Here is a 21,425-nt window from a genome sequence, read left to right on the forward strand (position 1 = left end):
GCGCCGCGATGAAGCACAAACCCGCCGTGGAGACCGAGCTCAAGCTGCGCATCCCGGCCACGGGCCCCTACCGCGCCCTGCTGGAGGCCCTGGGCTTCCGCGAGGTCGTCCCCGCCCAGGCGGAGGTAAGCGTGCTCTGGGATCGGGATGGCGAGCTGCGGGCGGCGGGCTCGGCGTTGCGGACACGGCGCTTCGCCGGAGCCTTCCGACTGACCTGGAAAGGCCCCAAGGTGCCGGACCCCATGCTCAAGATCCGCCCCGAGCACGAGGCGGGCATCGACGATGGCGAATCCCTGGAGGCCATCCTCCGCGCCCTGGGCTTCTCGCCCGTGCTGCGCATGGAGAAGACCCGGGCCGTGTGGGAACGGGACGAGCTGGAGGCCTGCCTCGACGAGACCCCCTTCGGCTGCTACCTGGAGCTGGAGGGCGATCCCCAGGCCATCCGCGTCGCCATGGAGGGCCTGGGCCTCGCCCCCAACCGCGCCGAGCCCCGCAGCTATCCGGAGCTGTACCAAGCGCATGGGCTGGGCTGATGTTCTGAAGGGCCATGCGCAGAGGCAAGGTCTCCTTGCCTCTGCGCGGGGGTCCGGGGGTGTTCGCGCAGCGTGCCCTTAGATCCTGCGGGACGCATGCGTCCGCGCAGGGGAACCCCCGGAGCGATATCAGACCTTCAGCACCTGCTCCAGGTCCTCGATGAGGTCCTGGACGTCTTCCACGCCCACGCTAAGGCGCAGGAGGTTGTCGTTGATGCCGAGGCGCTGGCGGTCGGCCTCGGGCACGCTGCCGTGGGTCATGCTGGCCGGGTGGCAGACCAGGCTCTCCACACCGCCCAGGCTCTCCGCCAGGGAGAAGACCTTGAAGCTGGAGGCCATGCGCCGCGTGCGCTCAGCGTCGCCGGTGTCGAAGCTGACGATGCCCGAGAAGCCCTTCATCTGCTGCTTGGCGAGGGCGTGCTGGGGGTGGGATTCCAGGCCGGGGTAGTAGACGGCCTTCAGGTCCTTGCGGGCCTCCAGCCAGCGGGCAATCTGGAGCGCGCTCCGGTTGTGGCGCTCCATGCGCAGGTGCAGCGTCTTGGTGCCCCGCAGGATGAGCCAGGATTCCATGGGCGAGAGGATGCCGCCCGCGGCCTTCTGGTGGAAGCGCAGGCCCTCGGCGATGTCCTCGCGGCTGGTGATGGCGATGCCGCCGATCGTGTCGCTGTGGCCGTTCAGGTACTTGGTGGTGGAGTGGAAGACCAGGTCGGCCCCCAGCTCCAGGGGGCGCTGGTTGTAGGGCGTGGCGAAGGTGTTGTCCACGGCCAGCACGGCCGTGCAGCCCGCCTCCGTCATCACGCGGCGCACGCCGGGGATATCCGTGATCCCCAGCATGGGGTTGGTGGGCGTCTCCAGCATCACGAGCTTCGTGGCCGGGCGCAGGGCTGCGCGGAAGGCGGCCAGGTCGCCGGTGTCCACCTGAGTGTAGGTGAGGCCGAAGCGGGTCATCACCTTGTCCAGGAGACGGAAGGTGCCGCCGTAGACGTTGTCGCCCAGCACCACGTGGTCGCCGCTGGAGAGCTGCTCGAAGATGGCCTGCACCGCCGCCATGCCCGAGCCGAAGGCCATGCCGTGGGCGCCGCCCTCGAGGGCCGCCAGGTTGGCCTCCAGGGCGTCGCGGGTGGGGTTGCGCACGCGGGCGTAGTCGAAGCCCTTGTTCTGGCCCAGGCCCTCCTGCACATAGGTGCTGGTGAAGAAGACCGGCGTCATGATGGCGCCGCTGGTGGGATCCGGGCTCTGGCCGGCGTGGATGCAGCGGGTGTCGAAACGGCCTTGGGGATTCATGGGACCATCCTTCCTGATCCACCAGTGTGAAGGTGAGCGTCCATGAGGAAAAGCATCGCTTTGGTTTCTATGCTGGCGATCCTCCTGGCTTGTCGATCCGACAAGCCCGAGGACCGGATCCGGAGCGCCTTCGAAGCCTGCCGCGTCGCCGTGGAGGATGGGGACGCGGCGGCCGCCGTGGGGCCTCTGGATGCGGCCTTCCGTGGCCCCGAAGGCATGGACAAGGCCGGCGCCCGCCTGTTCCTCATGGGCCTCCTCCGGCAGGACAAGGTGGGGGTGACGGTGCTGCGCAACGACCTCACCGTTCGGGGGAGCGAGGCCTTCCAGGAGGTGGACCTCGTCATCACGAGCCGCCAAGCCGGCCTCCTGCCCCGGGACGCGACGCGCCGCTCCTTCGGCCTGCGCTGGCGGAAGGCCGGCGACGACTGGCGGATCCTGGAGATCCAGGAGCGCTAATCCCCCAGGTAGGCCATGAACTCCTGGTGCAGCTCCAGGGGGAGGTGGCAGGCGGCGGCCTCCTCATCCACGAGCTGGGCGCAGCGGGGGACCGCCTTCAGGAGCGGGGCCGGGATGCCGCCATCCCGGGCGTGGCGCAGGCTCTGCATCATGGCCTCCCGCCAGCCCAGGCGATAGAGCGTGACCAGCAGCATCGCGTGGGCCTTCGCATTGCCTGGATCGATGGCGAGGGCCTGGAGCAATTGGCGCCGCGTGGTCTCCAGGACGTCCTTCCGCACTTCCGCCTGGCCCGCGGGCCGCTTCTCGAGCGGAACCTCCTCCTCGTGGTCCGGATCCGGCGCGATCCCTCCGGCCCCGGCGGCCCGCCGGGGCCCCGAAGCCGGAGAAGGGAGCCTCGCGGGGGGCGTGTCCCGGGAACGCCCGGAGGGGGCGGCGGAGGCGGGGAGTTCCCTCGGCGCCGTGGCCTCCTGGGCTTTTACGGGCCGAGGCGGGGGCGCCGCTGGGAACGGGCTCGGGGCCACTCGGGGAAGCGGGGGACCGGCGTGGAGGCACTCCGGGCTCCAGCGCCAGTTCGGATCCTTGGCGGCCCTCAGGGCCGCCGCCAGGGCCTCGGCGCTCTGGAACCGGTGCGCCGGGTCCTTGGCCAAGGCGCCGCTCAGGAGGCTCTGGATGTCGCGGCTGATGCCATGGGAGGCCGTGGGCAGCAGCGGAGGCGGGGGCTCGTGCAGCAGGCGGTAGATCACGGCGCCGGGATTGGGCCCGTCGAAGGGGGGAATGCCCGTCAGCGTCTCGTAGAGGACCACCCCCACGGCGAACAGGTCGCTGCGGGCATCCGGACGGCCCCCCTGGAGGTACTCGGGCGCCATGTAGGTCACGGTGCCGAAGACGATGCCCTCATCCGTGGTGTCGGTGTTGAAGATCTTGGCCACCCCGAAATCCAGGACCTTGGCCTGGAGGGCCTTCCCATCCCACACCACCCGGATGTTGGACGGCTTGATGTCCCGGTGCAGCACCTGGTGCTGGTGGGCCACCGCCAGCCCATCGCACACCTGGGCCAGCACCTCGAGGGTGTCCCGCGGCGAGAGGGTCCCCGCCCGGATGAGCGTGGCCAGGTCCTCGCCCTTCACCAGCTCCATGGCGAGGTAGAGCACCCCCTGCTCCTCCCCCATCTCATGGATGGTCACGATGTTCGGGTGGTTCAGCGCCCCGGCGGCCCGGGCCTCCCGGGCGAACCGCTCGCGCGCCTCGGGCCCCGCGGCCGCCGTGGCCTGGATGACCTTGATGGCCACCTCCCGGCCGATGATGGGATCGCGGCCCACGTAGACATCGCCCATGCTTCCCTGGGCGAGCAGGCGGAGGATGTCGAACTTGCCGAGGCGCGTGAGCACGGGACTTTCCAAGGATTCGGCCCCGATCATCGGACGATCCCCAACCCGCCGTCCAGGCCTTTTCAGTCCCCCTGCCCCAGCAGCCACCCCTCATCCCGCACGGGAATGCCCAGGGCCTCGGCCTTGGCCAGCTTGGAGCCAGCCTTATCCCCGGCCACCAGCAGCGTGGTCTTGGCGCTGACGCTGCCCGTGACCTTCGCGCCCAGGCGCTTCAGCCGGGCCTCGGCCTCCTCCCGGGAGAGCGTGGGCAGGGTGCCGGTGACCACCGCCACTTCACCAGCGAGGGGCAGGCCGCTCCGGTCCCGGGCCTCTGGCGGGGCGGGATGGATGTCCAGGGCGGACAGCCGCGCGGGCAGGTCCGGATGCAGGGCCGCAAAGCCACGCAAAGCGGCGGCCACCTTGGGTCCCACCTCCTCCACGGCCTGGAGGCGAGCCTCCTCGGCCGCCCACAGGGCCTCCAGCGACGGGTAGGCCTCCGCCAGCAGTTCCGCGGTGCGGGCGCCCACCATGGGGATCCCCAGGGCGTGGAGCCACCGGGACAGGGGCTTCGTGCGCGCCGCCGCCAGGGCATCCATGAGGTTCTGGGCGGATTTCTCCGCCATGCGCTCGAGGTTCGACAGGTACGCGAGGCCCAGCCGGGGCTCGCCCAGCAGGGTGAAGACCTCCCAGGGCTGCTCGAAGCGCCCGGAGGCCACCAGCTGCTCCACCAGGGCCTCGCCCAGACCCTCGATGTCCAGGGCCGCCCGTCCGCCGAAGTGGAGCATCCGGGCCACCAGCTTGGCGGGGCACTCGGGGTTGAGGCAGCGGATGGCCACTTCCGCGTCGTCGGCCTTCCCCACCTCGCCGCCGCACACGGGGCAGACCGAGGGGATCTCCGCCGCCGGCAGGCCGCGGTCTTCCTCGCCGGGCACCAGCGCCACCACCTTGGGGATGACCTCCCCACCCTTCTCGATGAACACGCGATGGCCCACGCGGAGGCCCAGGCGGGCCAGCTCGTCGGCGTTGTGGAGCGTGGCCCGGCGCACGGTGGAGCCCGCCACCTCCACAGCCTCCAGCTCGGCCACCGGCGTGAGCTTGCCCGTGCGGCCCACCTGCCAGGTGATGCCCAGCACCGTGGTGGTCACCTGCGTGGCGGGGTACTTGAAGGCGATGGCCCAGCGCGGCACGCGGTCGGTGGCGCCCAGCCGCTGCTGGAGCTCGGCGTCGAGGAGCTTGATCACCACGCCGTCCGTGTCGAAGGGGAGCTTCAGCCGGGCCTCGGCCTGGGTCGAGATGAAGGCCAGCATGGCCTCCAGGTCCCCGGTGGCATGGGCGGGCATGACCCCGAAGCCCCAGGCGCCGAGGTGGACCATGGACCGGGCGTGATCTTCCGCCGGAGCGCCGTCCCAGAGCGCCTGCCAAGGCAGGAAGGACAGCCCTCGGCCGGCCACCTCCCGGCTGTCCAGCAGCTTCATGGTGCCGCTCGCGGCGTTGCGGGGGTTCGCGAAGCGGGCCTCGCCCCGGGCGTCCCGCTGGCGGTTCAGCTCCTCCCACCGCTTGCGGGACAGGAACACCTCGCCGCGCACGGTGAGCGTATCCGGAGCGTCCTCGGGCAACCGCATGGGGATGTCGGCGATGGTCCGCGCGTTCTCCGTCACCAGCTCGCCGGTTTCGCCGTCGCCGCGGGTGAGGGCCTCCACCAGCTCGCGGCGCTCGTAGCGCAGGGACAGGGAGAGGCCGTCCACCTTCAGTTCGGCGGCGTAGCGGGGCTCGGCCTCCGGGGCGAGCTTCCGCCATTTCCCCTCCCACTCCCGCAGCTCCGCCTCGGAATACGCGTTGTCGAGGCTCAGCATGGGCACGGCGTGGCGGCGCTTCTGGAATGCGTCGATGGGCGGCGCCCCCACGCGCAGGGTGGGGCTGTTGGGATCAGCCAGCTCCGGGTGGGCCGCCTCCAGGTCGCGCAGCTCCCGCTCCAGGGCGTCGTACTCGGCGTCGGAGACGGTGGGCTGATCCAGCACGTAGTACCGGTGGCGGTGCAGTCGCACCTGGTCGGCCAGCTGCTTCATGCGGGTCCGGAGATCCATCACTTCACCTTCGACCGGTACAGGATGCCCATGATGAGCCCCAGGGCGAGGAAGAAGCTGAGGGTGCTGCTGCCCCCGGCGCTGAAGAAGGGCAGCACCATGCCCTTGTTCGGCAGGGCCCCGGCCACCATGCCCACGTTCACCAGCAGGTGCAGGGCGAAGATGCCCGACGCCCCGGCGCAGAAGTAGGCCTCGGCGGTGGTGTGGGCGGCCTTGGCGGCGTCGAGGATCCGGCTGAGCAAGAGGCCGAAGAGGCCCAGGGCCAGCAGCACGCCCAGGAAGCCCCGCTCCTCCGCCCACACGCTGAAGGCGAAGTCCGTGGTCTTCACGGGGAGGAAGTTCAGCTGGGTCTGGGACCCGCTGGTGAAGCCCTTCCCGATGAGGCCGCCCGCGCCGATGGCGATGCGGCTCTGGTTCACCTGGTAGCCCTTGCCCTGGAGGTCGCTGGAGGGATCCAGGAAGATCATCACTCGCTGCTTCTGGTAGGGCTTGAGGGCGAACTTCCAGGCGCCGAAGCCGCCCAGGGAGACGAGCAGGATCAGCGCGACCACCCAGCGCATCCGCAGGCCCTTCATGAGGGGGATGATCAGCAGGATGGGCAGGAAGCTCAGGGCCATGCCGAGGTCCGGCTGGCGCTGGACGAGCAGCATGGGAAAGGCCACCAGGCCCACCGCGCCCAGCAGCTCGAGGCGGCCGATGCTGTCCGCGGGCCGGGAGCCCAGGCGCTGGGACACGTAGAGGAGCGTCACCCACTTCATGAGCTCCGAGGGCTGGAAGGTCTGGCCGGCCACCACGAACCAGCGGGTGGCGCCACCGATCTTCTTGCCCACCACCAGCACCGCCACCAGGGCCGCCAGGCCCAGCAGGTAGGCGGGGAAGCTGTAGCGGAGGACGCGGCGGGGATTCGTGTTCGCCAGCAGGAGCATCAGCGCCAGCCCCATGAGGTTCCAGACGGTCTGCTTGAGCCAGATGGTGGCCTGGGGCGTGTTCCGGCCCGCGGAATAGAGGGTCAGCGTGCCCAGGGCCATGAGGGCGAGGATGACCCCCAGCAGCCGGGAATCCAGGGCTCGGACGCGATCCTTCATTCGGCCGCCTCCGCGGGAGGCGCAAAGGGATCCACCATGCGGCCCCTTGGGGGCGGGATGGGGGTCTTCATCCGGTCCACGAACCAGTACTTCACGAGCTTGGCCGCGATGGGCGCGGCGGCGGTGGAGCCGAAGCCGGCGTTCTCCACCACCACGGCGAAGGCGATCTGCGGCTTGTCATGGGGCGCATAGCCCGCGAAGAGCGCGTGATCCTTCAGGTGCTTGGCCTGGCGGGCGTAGTGGCTCTTGTCCACGAAGGTGGCCACCTGGGCCGTGCCGGTCTTGCCGACGAAGGGAGCTTCCCGCGCGATCTCCCGGATGAAGGGGTTGGCCGCGGCCGTTCCGCTCTGGACCACCTCGTACAGGCCCTCGTCCAGGACCGCCCAGTTGCGAAGGTCCAGAGGGGTGTCCTTGAACGGCGCGACCGATGCCGGCTCCAGGGTGTTGGACTGGTCGCTGCGGAAGCCGTAGAACAGGTGGGGCGTGAGCACCTTCCCCCGCGTGGCCAGCGTGGCGTAGAACCGCGCCAGGCCGATGGGCGTGACGCCCACCGCCCCCTGGCCGATGCCCACGCTGATGGTCTCGCCCGCGTACCACTTGGGGTCCTTGGGCACGGCCTTGCGCTTCCAGGCGCGGCTGGGGATGCGGGTCCGCTTCTCCCGGGGCAGGTCGATGCCCGTGCGCTCGGTCAGGCCGTACTTCTCGGCCGTGGCGTAGATGTCGTCCACGTCCAGCCGGGAGGCCACCTCGTAGAAGTAGACGTCGCAGCTCTGGGCGATGGCCTGCACCAGGTTCAGGCCCCCGTGGCCCGTGGGCTTGTCGCAGCGGAAGTCGCGGCCGTAGAAGTTCTTCTTCCCGGCGCAGTAGATGACGGTCTGGGGGGTGATGACGCCCTTCTCCAGACCCGCCAGGGCCACCAGCAGCTTGAAGGTGGAGCCCGGCGCGTAGATGCCCTGGATGGCCCGGTTGATCATGGGGCGTGTGGGATTGTTCAGGTAGCGGTCCACCATCTCCTGGCTGAGGCGATTGAGGAAGAGGTTCGGATCGTACGAGGGGCTGGAGTACATGGCCAGGATGCCGCCATCGCGCAGGTCGAGCACCACGGCCGCGCCGGCCTCCTCGCCGTAGGCGTCCTGCATAACCTTCTGGAGGCCCGCGTCCAGCGTGAGGTAGAGGCTGCGGCCCGCGACGGCATCGGTCTGGCCGAAGTGGGCGACTTCCGTGCCCAGCTGATCCACGAGGATGCGCCGCTGGCCATCCACCCCCTTGAGCTTGTCGTTGCCGCTGGCCTCGAAGCCCTCCTTGCCGATGGTCTCGCCCAGCCGGAAGACATCGGGATTGGCCTTCATCATCGGCTCGTCCACCTCGCCCACGTAGCCCAGCACGTGACCGGCCAGCTCGTCGCCGAGATACACGCGCCGCGGCGCCACGTCCACGCTGAGGAAGGGGAAGCGGGCCCGGACCCGCTCCGCCTGGGCGATGCCCGCATCGTCCAGATTCTCCTTCAGCACCAGCGGACGGCCCTTCCCGGCCAGGCGGTAGCTCTGGATCTTCCGTGCCAGCCCCGCCGGGTCCAGCTCCAGGGCCTGGGCCAGGCTCTGCACCACCTCCGGCCGCGTGGGGAGATCCTCCCGCTGGATGACGAGATGCAGCGCGCGGCGGTTGTCCACGAGGCGGTAGCCGTTGCGGTCCAGCACCAGGCCCCGCGGCGCGGCGATGGGGCGGATCTTCACGGCCTGCTGCATGGCCAGCTGCTTGAACTCGCCGTGGCGGACGATCTGGAGCCACGCGTAGATCAGCACCAGCAGGGCCACCAGGCTCCAGGCCAGGCCCTTGAACACCCCGAGGCGGCGGTGGAGGAGGGGGCGCTGCCGGGGATCCATCAGCCCAGCCGGGGAGAAGGCCCGGAGTACATCAGGCGCCAGGTCGCCCAGCCCCAGAGGGGCAGGCTGAGCAGGGCCCAGAACCACCCGGGACCCCAGGCGTGCGGACCCGCCGCCAGGCGCACGGCCGCGTGGACCAGCAGGGTGTGCGCCACGACCAGGCACGCCAGCCGCGCCAGCCAGCCCTTCAGGCCCTCCAGCGGCCAGCGGCCCGCCATCCAGCCAGCCGCCAGGGTCAGGGTCATGTCCGCCCAGGCCGTTCCGCCCAGGTGCGGATAGAGCCGGAGGGACCCTTCGAAGGCCCAGCCGGCGGCCGCGGCCCAGAGCAGGCCCGTCAGGGGAGAGCCGGCCCGGGGCGCCAGCGCCAGCACCAGCAGGACATGCACCACGGCCTGGAGCCGCGGGAAGGGGGCGCAGAGGAACACCAGGCCCAGGGCGGCCGCGCACAGGAGGTTCTGGCGCATGGCGGAAGGAGCCGGAATCCTCATGGCGTCCCCCGCTTGCGCTGCGGTTTCTGTTCAGGTGCCACGAAGGGCGGCTGCACCTCCAGTGGTGGCTGGGCGGGCAGCAGCAGCACGGTGGAGATCCGGTCCAGGGGCGCCGACAGGTTCACCTGCACCTTCAGCTCCAGATCGCCGGGCGCCACTTCGGCCACGTAGCCCACCAGGAGGCCCCGGGGGAACACGCGGTCCAGGCCCGACGTGAGCACGGCCTCACCCACCTGCACCACCTCCTGGTTGCTGATGTAGCGGATGAGGGCGCGCCCAGATCCCAGGCCCTGGAGCACCCCCGTGGCGCGGCTGCGCATGAGCATGACGGCCACGGAGGCGTTCGGCGCGTCCGCCGGCAGGATCTTCGATTGGGTGGGGCCCACGGACCAGAGGCGGCCCACGATGCCCTCGGGCACCAGCACGCCCTGGTCCGCCACCAGGCCCAGATCCTGGCCCCGGTCCAGGATGAGGCCTCCGAACGCGGCGGGCCGCGTGCTGAAGATCACCCGCGCGCCCTTCAGATCCAGGGGGACCTGCCGCTTCAGCCCCAAGAGCCGCACGGCCTCGTCCACCTCCATCAGCCGGGGCGCCTCCTGCGCCGACTGGGTCCGCAGCTGCGCGAGCTCGGCGCGCAACCGTTCGTTCTCGGCCTGGGTCTCCGCGAAGCTGCGGGCCGACACCCGCTGGGCCGCCCGCCACTGCGCCCATCGGGACGCCAGGCCCTGGCCGGGCTTCGAGAGGACATCGGCCACCCGCGCCCAGTGTCGGCTGGGGTGCGGGCCCAGCAGGACCCAGGTTCCGTGGCCCAACCACAGAAGGAGGACGAGCAGGCGCTGCCAGCCTGTGCGGCTCCATCCCCACTTGGCTGCGCGGAGGGCCATCTGTCGAACCTCCCGCCAGCTAGTCGAGGATCTGGATGCGGCGCAGGAGCGGGATGTTCTCCAGCAGGAGCGCGGTGCCCCGCACCACGGCGGTCTGGGGGTCCTCGGCGCGGAAGACCGGCAGATGGGTCTCCTTGCGCAGCCGCTCATCCAGGCCCTGGATCAGCGAGCCGCCGCCCGTGAGGCAGATGCCCCGGTCGATGAGGTCCGCCGCCAGCTGGGGCGGCGTCTCGTTGAGGGCCTTGCGGACCAGGTCGATGATGGCGTTGATGGGCTCGGCCAGGGCCTCGCGGATCTCCGCGTCGTTGAGCGTCAGGGTCTTGGGCAGGCCCTCGAACTGGTCCCGGCCGCTCACCTCCATGGTGCGCGTCAGCTCCGAGGGGAAGGCCGAGCCCAGCGTCCACTTCACCTCCTCGGCCGAGGCCTCGGAGATGAGCACGTTGTACTTCTCACGGATGTACTTGATGACGGCCTCATCCATCTCGTCGCCGGCGATGAGGATGGAATCCGAGAACACCTTGCCGTTGTAGCTGATGACGGCCACGTCCGTGGTGCCGCCGCCGATGTCCACGATCATGCAGCCGCGCTTCTCGTTGATGGCCAGGCCCGCGCCGATGGCGGCCACCATGGTCTGGTCCACGATGAAGACTTCGCCGGCCTTGGCGTCGTAGCAGACTTGCTTCACGGCCCGGCGCGCCACCTGGTGGGCCCGAGGGGGCACGCTCACGACGATGCGGGTGCGGGCGATGCCGCGGTTGGGCCGGGCCTTGGAAATGAACTGGGCCAGCATCTTCTCGGCGGCATCCACCTCGAAGATCATGCCGTCCTTCATGGGCCGGATGGTCCGGACGCCCTGGGGGGCCCGGCCCAGCAGCTGCTTGGCCTCGTCGCCCACGGCCTCCACGTCATGGGTGACCGTATTCACGGCCACGATGGAGGGCTCGTAGATGACGATGCGGCCCGCCTGCTTCGTATGGATCAGAGTCGACGCCGTGCCGAGGTCGATGGCGAGGTCCGAATTGAAGATGTTGGACCAGAACTGGCTGGAAAAAATGCTGGCCACTGGCGGCTCCCGGAGAACCTCCTAGAGTGCCACGAACCACCCCCCCCAGGCCAGCCGAGGAGAACCCGCGGGCAGGGACGTGCCGGAGCGGATCACCGCGCGTGTCCCGGCCGGCTCACTCCCCGCCGCCAGCAGCTCCTCGACGAGCAGATCCCCGTCCAGCCGCTGGGGCAGCTCCTTGTGATCGCCCCGCACCGGCGAGCATCACAAGCGCGTGTCCGGGGCGGTTCACCTCCCGGCCGCCAGCAGCTCCTCCACGAGCAGGTCCCCGTCCAGCCGCTGGGGCAGTTCTTTGTGGTAGCCCCGGACCCAGCGCCCCCCATTCACCAGCACGAACGGGATGGCCCGTTTCCCGGTTTCCATCTCGAGTTTTTCCGCCGCGCCCGGGGTCGTCTCGATGTCCACCTTCCGGTGGGCCACACCCTGACCCGTCAGCCAGGCCTCCAGGCGGCGACAATCCGGACACCAGGTGGCGCTGTAGACCGCCAGATCTAGGCCCTTCAGGTCATCAATTCGACTCATGCGATCCTCCCGGACCTGTCATTCTGGAGACTTTGATGCCTTTGTTGGGGGTTCCATGTCCAAGATGACCCATCGAGCCGGCCTGATCGCGGTGCCGGCCCTTTTCCTTGCCCTCGCCCTGGGCTGCGGCAAGGCCGTCAAGCCGGATTCCAGCCGCGTCATCGCCAACATCGGTGGGAGCAAGCTCACCGAGGCCGAGTTCCAGGACATCGTGAAGAGCCTGTCGCCGGATCCCAAAGAAGCCCAGGCCTTCCTGACGGACGCCGCCGCCCGCAACGACCGGGCCCAGCTCGCCCAGCGCATCGCCATGTCGCGGGCCATCACCACCTATGCGGCGCAGACGGGGCTCGATCAGGATCCCTCCGTGAAGCGGCAGCTGGAGCAGCAGCAGGCCAACGTCTACTTCCAGGCCCTGATGAAGAAGCGCATGGCGGGCATGAACCCCACCGACGAGCAGCTCCAGGCCTTCTACAAGGAGCGCGTCGAAGCCCTCAAGGCCCAGGGCCGCGCCCAGGGCATCCCCCCCTTCGAGACCGTCAAGTCCCAGCTGCCGGAGCTCTGGCGCCAGCAGCACATGCAGACCCTCAGCGACCAGATCCAGAACGAGGTCAAGCAGAAGGTCCCCGTCACCCTGGCCGATGACTACCGGCCAGCGGGGGCGGAATAGGAACCTTTCGCGCGTTCACGAAACCAAGGCCCCCGGTTGGGGGCCTTGGTTTTGGTGCCTGGAGACGGAACCCTCGGGGGCCTCGCTCACGCACGTCCCCTCCGCCGCACGCAGTCTAGGGGCGCCTTCGGCCTCCAGACGCCAGACGCGAGGCGACCTCCGGCCTCCGGAACGCGCCCTGAGACTGCCTCCACTGATCGGGCGCCCCGCCGGGGCACCCTCCCAATCGCCTTCGGCTCTCGGCAGTGGAGCCTCGACTTCGCTTCCGTCTTTCCAGAAATCAAAGGCCCCCGAGCGGGGGCCTTTGATTTCTGGTGCCTGGAGACGGAATCGAACCGCCGACACATGGATTTTCAATCCATTGCTCTACCAACTGAGCTACCCAGGCGGGAAGAGCCAGCATATCAGGCAGCGGCGCATTTTCAAGTGCCGGAACCGAGGGGATTGGTGCATCCTCAATGGTTTGAGTGCTGCTCCGTCAGAGAGGTCCGCCATGGCCCGTCCCACCAAGAACCGCGAGATCCAGGTCCAGAAGCCGGCGCAGAGCCTGGCCCACTTCCAGACCAAGCTGGGCAAGAGCGAAGACGAGGATGGAGCGCTCCTGAAGCCCATCCTCATCGGCATCGGGGCCCTGGTGCTGGCGGGGCTCATCTACGGCGGCTGGAGCGCCTATCAGACCCAGGCCGTGGAAAAGCACGAGGCCGCCCTCTCGGCTCTGGAAATGGAAGTCGAGGGTGATGGCGTGACGCCCGTCCCCCCCGCCGAAGTGGAGAAGCGCATGCGGGAGCGCCTGGGTCGCCTGGAGGCCCTGGTGAACCAGGCGCCCTCGTCGCGGAAGGCCGCCACCGCCGGATTGCTGGCGAGTTGGCGCCTGGCCCTGGACGGGAAGGAGCAGGCCCCGAGCAAGGCCGAGGACCCCTGGGGCAAGATCCGCCTCGCCCAGCGGGCCCTGGCCCTGGGCCAGGCCGATGCCGCGCGGGCCCAGCTGGACGGCCTGCGGGCCAAGGCCACCCCAGGGGAGCCCTGGGCCGAGGCCTTCTGGGCCAGCCAGATGGATGTGGACCGCCTGGCCGGTGACCGCGCGCAGGCCATGAAGGACCTGGCCGAATACAAGGCCCGCTTCAAGGGCCGCAGCGACGGCGGGGCCTTCGAAAGCCTGGTCCAGAGCATCTGAGGGCCTTCAGCCGAGGATCATCCCATGCGGATGTACGACCTGATCTACACCAAGAAGCTGGGCGGCGCCCTGTCGCCTGAGCAGATCGCCTTCTGGGTCAAGGGCGCGGCCGATGGCAGCGTTCCCGATGAGCAGAGCGCCTCGCTGCTGATGGCCATCTGCTGGCGCGGCATGACCACCGAGGAGACCCTGGCCCTCACCCTGGCCATGCGCGATTCCGGCAAGCGCATGGATCTCTCCGCCGTGCCCGGCACCAAGGTGGACAAGCACAGCACCGGCGGCGTGGGCGACAAGACCACCCTCATCCTCGGCCCCATCGTGGCGGCCTGCGGCGTGCCCTGCCCCATGTTCAGCGGCCGCGGCCTGGGCCACACGGGCGGCACCGTGGACAAGTTCGCGGCCATCCCCGGCCTCAAGGTCGAGCTGACGGACGCGGAGTTCATCCGCAGCCTGAAGGAGACCCGCTTCGCCAACTCCGCGCCCACGGGGAACATCGCCCCCGCGGACAAGAAGCTCTACGCCCTGCGCGACACCACCGCCACGGTCGAGAGCATCCCCCTCATCACCGCCAGCATCATGTCCAAGAAGCTGGCGGGCGGGGCCGATGCCCTGGTGCTGGACGTGAAGTGCGGGCCCACGGCCTTCATGAAGACCCTGGAGGATGCCCGCACCCTGGCCCAGAGCATGGTGGATGTGGGCACCGCCCACGGCATGCAGATCCGCGCCCTCATCACCCGCATGGACGCCCCCCTGGGCTGGGCCATCGGCAACGCCCTCGAGGTCATGGAGTCCGTGGAGATCCTGCGGGGCGAGCACGGCGATTCCGAGCTGGCCCAGATGAGCTTCCGCCTCGCGGCGGAGATGCTGATCATGGGCGGCGCCGCCAAGGCGCTGCCGGAGGCCCGGACCCGGATCGAGGCCAGCATCCAGGACGGCTCCGCCTTGGAGACCCTGCGGCGCTTCGTCGCCCTCAACGGCGGCGACGCCCGGGCCCTGGACGACTTCAGCCGCCTGCCCCAGGCCGGCCAGACCGTGGACATCCGGGCCGACCGGGCCGGGTACGTGGCCGCCATCGATGGGCGCGCCCTGGGCCTCCTGGCCATGGAACTGGGCGCCGGGCGGAAGGATCAGAAGGACGTGCTGGATCTCGGCGTGGGGATCCGGGTGCACGCAACCGTCGGTCAGCGGATCGAACCGGGGGATGTGGTCTTCACCGCCCATGCCAAGGCCGGGTACTCACTGAAGGCGGATGCCTACCTGGCCACCCTGGAGCTCGCAGCGGCGCAGCCTGTGGCGGTCCCCTGGCTGCTGGACACCATCGGTTGCTGAGTCTCAATAAGCCGGCGAAGTGCGCCCTTGCTGGCAAGGGTTCCCAGAAATTTATAAAAAAAGACGATTGACCTGGGGCCTGCCGTTATAATACGACCCAACAAGAATCGATCTTTTCCATGATGAAGTCCCAGAGGTCAAGCCTGGGGGCCCGAGCGGACCCTTGATCGACGACGTCTGGCGGAGGACCCGTGTTCACCCTCGGGACCTGCGATGCATGGCCCCGATTTCCCTGGAGGCTGTATGCATGGACGTTTCTCCCACCTCGGCCGTCTGACGGCCCTCCTCGCCATCGGCGGGGTGATCCTGTGCGCGCAGGACGCCACGACGGGCGCCATCTCGGGGACGGTGACCGCCCCGAACGGGGCCCCGGTCGCCGGCGCGAAGGTCGTCCTCGATGGCGGCCGCGGCCAGGTCGTCCGCGTGACCGACGCCAATGGCGCCTTCAAGGCGTCCGCCCTGATTCCCGGCCAGTACCACCTCACGGTGACGGCGGCCGGCTATGAGACGGCGACGAAGCTCATCGCCACCGCCTCCATCAACACCCTGACGCCCGTCCGGGTCACCATGACCCGGGCAGCGGGCGCCGTGGTGGAAGTGATCGCCACCACCCAGGCCCTGGACACCACCACGGTGACCAGCGGCACATCCTTCGGCACGGACGAGTTCAGCACCATGCCCCTCGGCCGTTCCTTCACCGCCATTGCCTCCATGGCTCCCGGCGTGGTGGATGGCGGCGGCACGGGCGCCAACAACCCCTCCATCTCGGGCGGATCCGGCCTCGAGAACCAGTACGTGATCGATGGCGCCAACACCACCAACACCGGGTTCGGCGGCAGCGGCTCCTTCTCCATCATCTATGGCTCCCTCGGCACGGGCATCAACTCGGACTTCATCCAGGAAGTCCAGGTCAAGAGCTTTGCCATGGAGGCCGAGTACGGCCAGAGCACGGGCGGCATCATCAACGCCGTCACAAAATCGGGATCCAACTCATTCCAGGGCAGCGTGTTCGCCTTCCTGGACATCGATAGCCTCCAGGCCGCGGACCGGCAGGTCTACCGGACGGACGGCACGGAACAGCCCACCTGGAAGTCGTACGACCGCCTGGAGCTGGGGTTCTTCGTCTCGGGCCCCATCATCAAGGACAAGCTGTTCTATTTCGTGGGTTACAACCCAGTTTCTGAATCCCAGAAGCGGGTCGCACCCTATCACATCGTCACGGCCGCCTCGGCCACCACCGCCATGCCAGAGGGCATCTATCCGTGGCCGAGGAGCGGCCAGACCCTTGAGAACAAGAACAAGACCGACTCCTACTACGGCAAGCTGCAGTGGGTGGTGGCCACCGATCAGATCCTGGAATTCAGTGCGTTCGGCGATCCCGGCAAGCGGGACCTGGGCCCCCAGCTCTTCTCTTCCTTCCGCGGCACCGAAGGCAAGGACACCGAATTGAAGTTCGGCAGCCAGACCCTGACGTTGAAGTACAACGCCACCTTCGCCAATGAGTACTTCCTGGAGGCCCGCGCCACCTCCAGCGAGAACACCTTCGAGACCTCGATTTCAAGCCTGGGCAACAGCGAATGGCAGGTGGTCGACACCCGGGGCGGCGCGACCCTCTCCCCCAACTCGGCCGGCCTCTATGAGCAGAAGCTGAAGGGCCAGAACAAGCAGTACGATGTCAAGCTGTCCCGGACCTGGGGCAGGTTCGATTTCAAGATCGGCTACCTGCACGAGGATGTGGACTACAAGTCCAACCTGCAGCGTTCAGGCCCGCTGGGCTTCGCGGACCCGCACTCCCCCGGCACGGTCTTCTCCCAGGGGCTCTCCATCCAGAAGCGGTACGGGTCCATCAATGGCGGCCCCGCCGGCACGCCCTATTACCGCATCGTCCGGGGTGACATTTCGAATCCCCAGATCAAGACGGAGACGAAGTACGACGCTTATTTCCTGCAGACGGCCATCAAGCTGGACCGGTTCAATTTCAAGCTGGGCGTCCGCATGGAAGGCCAGAAGATGATCGGGCAGGACCAGACCTACAAGTTCAAGGCCAGCGACAACATCGCACCGCGCCTCGGCGTCACCTACGACATGAGCGGCGACGGCAAGTCGAAGCTCTACGCCTTCTGGGGCCGCTACTTCGAGAAGGTTCCCAACGACATCTGCGTCCGAGCCTTCTCCAATGAGAAGGGCGTGAACCGGTCGGACTTCCTGACCCTGGCCCCTGGTTTCAATGGGCTCTCCAATCCCATCCTGACCGGCACCCCCGTGATCGATGACGGCACCACGACCGTCACCACGATCCACTACCGCACCACCGGCGACCAGACGACCCTCGTCATCCCGGGCACGAAGTCGATGTATCAGGACGAGTCGATCTTCGGCTTCGATGTCGAGCTCCCGAACGGCGTGGCCCTCAGCAACCGCTTCATCTACCGCAAGCTCGGCCGGATCCTGGAAGACATGTCGCTGGATGGCGACAGCTACTTCATCGCGAACCCCGGCGAGAACAACGGGGCTATCGCCGCCCTCACGGGATTCACCGGCACCGCCACCTTCCCCTCCCCGACTCGCAACTACTACGCGTTCGAGTTCGAGATGCGGAAGAATACGGTCAAATACAACGCCTTCATGAACCTGCGCCTCTCCAAGCTGGAGGGCAACTACGAGGGCCTGTTCCGCAACGACAACGGGCAGTCCGACCCCAACATCTCGAGCCTCTATGACCTTCCCGTGGAACTGCTGGCGGACCCCGCCCGCGGCCTCACGGGCCAGGAGCAGTTCCTGATCGGCGCCCTGCCCTCGGATCGCACCCTCGTGGTCAATTCCGGCGGCAGCTACAACTTCGACATGGGGCTGACCGTGGGCTTCACGGCCCGCTACCTGACCGGCACCCCCATCACCTCGTACCTGGCCCACCCCGTGTATGAGAACGCGGGCGAGATTCCGGTCTACGGCCGCGGCGTGGAAGGGCGCCTGCCCTCCCGCTTCCTCCTCGACCTGGCCGGTCAGTACAGCCTCAAGCTGGGTGGATCCAAGCGCCTGGTCTTCATCGCGAACGTGTTCAACGTCTTCAACCAGCAGAAGGTCACCGCGCTGGACACCAACGTGGATCTGGGCATCAATACCGTCAATCCCAACTACATGCGACCCACCGGCGTGGTGGGCGGAACCCCCGCCTACGATGCCGGACGCCGGGTCCGCCTCGGCGTGAAGTTCAGCTTCTGAAACCAGCCACCCCAGCCAAGAAGAGGGCTCCTTCGGGAGCCCTCTTCTTGGCTGGCAAACCCGGTCAAACCTGCAGGTACCATTCGAATCACAGGGGCTCCGGCGGTGTGGGGAGAAAATACCGTCACGCCCCTTCGAGAGATCTTTGACATTGCGATAACCTCGCAACTAGAGGTATGCCTGCAAAGTTAAAGTGGAGTGCCGATTCCGCCGAATCGGTTCCCGACTTTCAGGCCGAATTAACAAAAATTAATACCCATCGCAATACAATGGCCGCATCATCGTGCTCTGATCTTTCTCCCCTTTAATGCCTTCTGCCATTCCCGATGCCTGGGCAATTCCCCGGGCGCCACCGGGGACTGCGGATGTTTTTTTCAACGCAGAGCCACCCTGTCCGGCTCTGGTCTTCCGGAGGATGCAATGCATCTCTTGAACAACCGCCTGGGCCGCCTCACGGCCCTCCTCGCCCTGGGCGGGGCAGCGCTGTACTCGCAGGGCACCCAGACTGCGAACGTCACCGGCACGGTGGTCGACACCGCCGGCGCCCCCGTGGCTGGCGTCACCGTCCGCCTCACCTCCCCCGCGCTCCAGGGCGTCCGCACCTACGTCACGGATGCCACGGGCAAGTTCATCGCCCGCCTGCTGCCTCCCGGCTTCTACACCATCCAGTACACGAAGGATGGCCTCGAGACCCGCAAGATCACCGAGCAGCTCGGCATCGACCAGACCTTCAGCCCCAAGGTCACCATGAGCAAGGCCGGTGGCGCTGTGGTCGAAGTGGTCGCCGCCGCTCCCGCCGTGGACAAGACCGACGTCAAGACCGCGACGAACTACCGCAACGACACCGTCGATCAGCTGCCCACCAACAACCGCAGCATGGAGACCGTGGCCCTCCTCACCCCTGGTGTCACCACCGGCGTGGGCGGTCGCGTGCAGATCCGCGGCGCCATGACCTCCGGCAACCTCTACCTGCTGGACGGCCAGAACATCGCGGACAACGCCTACAACAACCGCGGCGTTTCCGTGATCGATGACTCCATCGAAGAGACCCAGGTCGTCACCGGCGCCATGTCCGCCGAGTACGGCGACGTCGAGGGCGGCGTCATCAACTCCATCACCCGCTCTGGCGGCAATGAGTTCAGCGGCTCTCTCCGCTGGGAGCTGAACAACCCCTCCTGGAACGCCCTGCAGCCCTTCCAGGCCAAGTCGGCCCTGAACAACATCCTCGGCGAGCAGAAGACCCTGTTCCTCAGCGGTCCCATCCTCAAGGACAAGCTCTGGTTCGCCGCTTCTTACTTCAAGACCGAGCTGAACACCCCCGGCACCATCGGCGGCAACCTCAGCAACGATCCCAACGGCGTCGGCGCCCAGAACCCCAACGACGGCACCGGGTTCGGCGCGGGCTACGTGCAGGGCCGCAAGGACATCCGCCGCCAGGCCAAGCTGACCTGGTCCATCACCCAGGACCACACCCTGGTCGTGGCCTACATGCGGAACGCCATCAACGACACCAACCGCAACTACAGCGCCGGTGAGCTCCTCTCTCTGGTTCCCCAGATCAGCGTTTCCGATTTCTGGAACGCCACCCTGCGGTCCGCCTGGGCCACCAACTTCACCACGGAGATCCGGTTCGGCAAGAAGCATCAGAACCTCTCCGCCGGCGGCTCCGCCAATGGCCAGAGCCCCATCCAGTCCGATGACACGGGCCTCTACTACAACAACGGCATCTTCAACAACACGGACGGCGGCGACAACCGCGACAACCGCACCTACAACGTGAAGGCCAGCCTCTTCTGGAATGGCCTCGGCAGCCACCAGACCGACTTCGGCATCGATTACTACGAAGGCGTCCGCCGGGCCCGCAACGAGCAGAGCCCCACGAACATGATCTTCGAGGCCGCCGGCGTCGACCTGGTCACCCGGACCGCAATCCCCACGGCCGCCTGGTTGTTCGTCAGCACCCCCGGCGAGGCCAAGAACTATGCCTACGGCCTCTACGTGAACGACAAGTGGAACCTCGACCAGCACTGGAACTTCCAGTTGGGTCTCCGCTGGGACAAGTACAAGGCCGAGAACGAGTCTGGTGCCCGCACCGCCGGCGCCGATGGCCTGTCTCCCCGCCTGGGCTTGACCTATGACCTGTTCGGCGACAGCAAGCACATCTTCAAGGCCAGCTACGCCCGCTACAACGCCAAGGTGCTGGAAGGCATCACCAACTCCGTCACGGGCCAGGGCAACCCCACCGAGGTGGATTGGTATGCCAATTCCTACCTGGCCGCTGGCGGTGACTGGCTCACCGCCAACCGCATCAGCTTCGCCGAGATCCAGAACCTGGCCAACTATGCCATCGGCGGCACCAACCCCATCGCCTACTACAACAACCCCACCCTGAACGTGAAGCTGAACGACAAGATGAAGGCTCCCACGGTGGACGAGTTCCAGGGCAGCTACGCCTACTCCTTCAACTGGGAGGGCGTCGGCGACGGCTTCGTCAAGGTGACCGGCGTCTACAAGAACTGGAAGAACCTCATCGACGTCAGTGCCGGCAACAACGGCCAGGTGGCGGACCCCACCGGCGCGCTGATCTACATGAACGTCTGGGACAACAACCCCGATGCCAAGCGCAAGTACAGGGGTCTGGAAGTCGAAGGCCAGTTCAACCGCAACGGCTGGGCCTACGGCGGCAACATGACCTGGAGCAAGCTGCAGGGCAACTACGAGGGTGAAGGCACCAACACCCCCGGCCGCGGCGAGTCCATCAACAGCTGGTACATCCAGAATGGCGTCCAGTACTTCGACAAGAACTGGGTCCACCCCTATGGCTACCTGTTCGGCCACAACCCGCTCCGCATGCGCTTCAACGGGAGCAAGGTCTTCACCAACGAGTTCGGCAAGACGACGGTGGGCCTGATCTACCGCTTCGATTCCGGCGCCCACTACAGCAACACCCGCAACATCTCCCGCACCCGCCTCGGCAGCTCGGCCCTCAGCAGCCAGGCTGGCTCGACATTCACCCAGTACATGGATCAGGAGCGCGGCGCTGGCGTCTACAACGCCTCGTCCTACCTCGATCTGGCCATTTCCCACGACTTCCCCCTCTTCAAGGTCGCGGGCAAGGAAGTGGTGGCCTTCGGCAAGGTGGTCGTCACCAACGTGCTCAACCACCAGCAGGTCGTCACCTTCAACACCTCGTGGAATTCGGTGCCCACTTCCGCCACCTACCCCACGGCCGTCAATTCCCCCTGGATCCAGGGTTCTCAGTTCGGCACGTCGCTCAACAGTGCCACCTACTACGGTCAGGCCCGCAACATCGTGGCCTCCGCCGGCTTCCGCTTCTAATCGGGAACGCCGCTTCAGGAAAGAGGCCCGCAAGGGCCTCTTTCC

At 67.8% G+C, this 21,425-nt stretch carries 17 protein-coding genes and 1 tRNA gene; 7 read left to right on the forward strand and 11 right to left on the reverse strand.

Translation table 11 applies throughout. The features are described from left to right. The first annotated feature begins 8 nt into the window (after positions 1-8). The gene (locus MLE42_RS07650) at positions 9-533 is read left to right on the forward strand and encodes a class IV adenylate cyclase (protein WP_243287287.1); all 525 of its coding nucleotides are present in this window, start codon (positions 9-11) and stop codon (positions 531-533) included. Between the two features lie 129 nt (positions 534-662). Here the strand turns inward: MLE42_RS07650 and MLE42_RS07655 are convergent, their stop codons facing one another. Next, a complete protein-coding gene (locus MLE42_RS07655) occupies positions 663-1,817 on the reverse strand; it encodes a trans-sulfuration enzyme family protein (protein WP_243287288.1) in 1,155 nt (384 codons plus the stop codon). 42 nt (positions 1,818-1,859) lie between these two features. Here MLE42_RS07655 and MLE42_RS07660 point away from each other — a divergent pair, with 42 nt between their 5' ends. Then, positions 1,860-2,273 carry a hypothetical protein gene (locus tag MLE42_RS07660; protein WP_243287289.1) on the forward strand — a complete coding sequence of 138 codons (414 nt, stop codon included), beginning with the start codon at positions 1,860-1,862 and terminating at the stop codon, positions 2,271-2,273. Here the strand turns inward: MLE42_RS07660 and MLE42_RS07665 are convergent. The 9 genes from MLE42_RS07665 to MLE42_RS07705 all read right to left on the reverse strand — a co-directional run bounded on the left by MLE42_RS07665 (position 2,270) and on the right by MLE42_RS07705 (position 11,649). Next, positions 2,270-3,661 carry a serine/threonine-protein kinase gene (locus tag MLE42_RS07665; RefSeq protein ID WP_243287290.1) on the reverse strand — a complete coding sequence of 464 codons (1,392 nt, stop codon included), beginning with the start codon at positions 3,659-3,661 and terminating at the stop codon, positions 2,270-2,272. The genes MLE42_RS07660 and MLE42_RS07665 overlap by 4 nt on opposite strands. A gap of 62 nt (positions 3,662-3,723) precedes the next feature. After that, positions 3,724-5,724 carry an NAD-dependent DNA ligase LigA gene (gene ligA, locus MLE42_RS07670; RefSeq protein WP_243287291.1) on the reverse strand — a complete coding sequence of 667 codons (2,001 nt, stop codon included), beginning with the start codon at positions 5,722-5,724 and terminating at the stop codon, positions 3,724-3,726. Next, on the reverse strand, positions 5,724-6,809 hold the full coding sequence (gene rodA, locus MLE42_RS07675) for a rod shape-determining protein RodA (RefSeq protein ID WP_243287292.1): 1,086 nt from the start codon (positions 6,807-6,809) through the stop codon (positions 5,724-5,726). The genes ligA and rodA overlap by 1 nt, the downstream gene beginning before the upstream one ends. Continuing rightward, positions 6,806-8,692 carry a penicillin-binding protein 2 gene (gene mrdA / locus MLE42_RS07680; protein WP_243287293.1) on the reverse strand — a complete coding sequence of 629 codons (1,887 nt, stop codon included), beginning with the start codon at positions 8,690-8,692 and terminating at the stop codon, positions 6,806-6,808. Before mrdA ends, rodA begins: the two co-directional genes overlap by 4 nt. Next, positions 8,692-9,180: a hypothetical protein gene (locus MLE42_RS07685; protein ID WP_243287294.1), complete on the reverse strand. Its 489-nt coding sequence runs from the start codon at positions 9,178-9,180 to the stop codon at positions 8,692-8,694. The genes mrdA and MLE42_RS07685 overlap by 1 nt, the downstream gene beginning before the upstream one ends. Beyond that, positions 9,177-10,064, reverse strand: coding sequence for a rod shape-determining protein MreC (gene mreC / locus MLE42_RS07690; protein ID WP_243287295.1), 888 nt, complete (start codon positions 10,062-10,064; stop codon positions 9,177-9,179). The genes MLE42_RS07685 and mreC overlap by 4 nt, the downstream gene beginning before the upstream one ends. Positions 10,065-10,083: 19 nt before the next feature. Continuing rightward, on the reverse strand, positions 10,084-11,127 hold the full coding sequence (gene mreB, locus MLE42_RS07695) for a rod shape-determining protein (RefSeq protein WP_338028450.1): 1,044 nt from the start codon (positions 11,125-11,127) through the stop codon (positions 10,084-10,086). Between the two features lie 21 nt (positions 11,128-11,148). Beyond that, positions 11,149-11,322: a hypothetical protein gene (locus MLE42_RS07700; protein WP_243287296.1), complete on the reverse strand. Its 174-nt coding sequence runs from the start codon at positions 11,320-11,322 to the stop codon at positions 11,149-11,151. 33 nt (positions 11,323-11,355) lie between these two features. Continuing rightward, positions 11,356-11,649, reverse strand: coding sequence for a glutaredoxin family protein (locus MLE42_RS07705; protein WP_243287297.1), 294 nt, complete (start codon positions 11,647-11,649; stop codon positions 11,356-11,358). A gap of 55 nt (positions 11,650-11,704) precedes the next feature. Here MLE42_RS07705 and MLE42_RS07710 point away from each other — a divergent pair, with 55 nt between their 5' ends. Further along, entirely contained in the window at positions 11,705-12,316 is a 612-nt protein-coding gene (locus MLE42_RS07710) for a hypothetical protein (RefSeq protein WP_243287298.1), read from the forward strand. Positions 12,317-12,628: 312 nt separating this feature from the next. Here MLE42_RS07710 and MLE42_RS07715 read toward each other — a convergent pair. Beyond that, positions 12,629-12,704 (reverse strand) — tRNA-Phe (locus MLE42_RS07715). Positions 12,705-12,809: 105 nt separating this feature from the next. Here MLE42_RS07715 and MLE42_RS07720 point away from each other — a divergent pair. The 4 genes from MLE42_RS07720 (at position 12,810) to MLE42_RS07735 (ending at position 21,380) form a co-directional block, all read left to right on the forward strand. Continuing rightward, positions 12,810-13,490, forward strand: a complete 681-nt coding sequence (locus tag MLE42_RS07720) for a YfgM family protein (RefSeq protein WP_243287299.1) — start codon at positions 12,810-12,812, stop codon at positions 13,488-13,490. A 24-nt stretch (positions 13,491-13,514) separates the two neighbouring features. Next, entirely contained in the window at positions 13,515-14,819 is a 1,305-nt protein-coding gene (locus MLE42_RS07725; protein ID WP_243287300.1) for a thymidine phosphorylase, read from the forward strand. Between the two features lie 243 nt (positions 14,820-15,062). Then, complete coding sequence (locus tag MLE42_RS07730) at positions 15,063-18,041, forward strand: TonB-dependent receptor (RefSeq protein ID WP_243287301.1); 2,979 nt, start codon at positions 15,063-15,065, stop codon at positions 18,039-18,041. Between the two features lie 420 nt (positions 18,042-18,461). Further along, entirely contained in the window at positions 18,462-21,380 is a 2,919-nt protein-coding gene (locus MLE42_RS07735; protein ID WP_243287302.1) for a TonB-dependent receptor, read from the forward strand. The last annotated feature ends 45 nt before the right edge of the window (positions 21,381-21,425 follow it).

Origin of the sequence: Geothrix terrae, assembly GCF_022808775.1 — a bacterium.
GTDB lineage: Bacteria > Acidobacteriota > Holophagae > Holophagales > Holophagaceae > Geothrix > Geothrix terrae.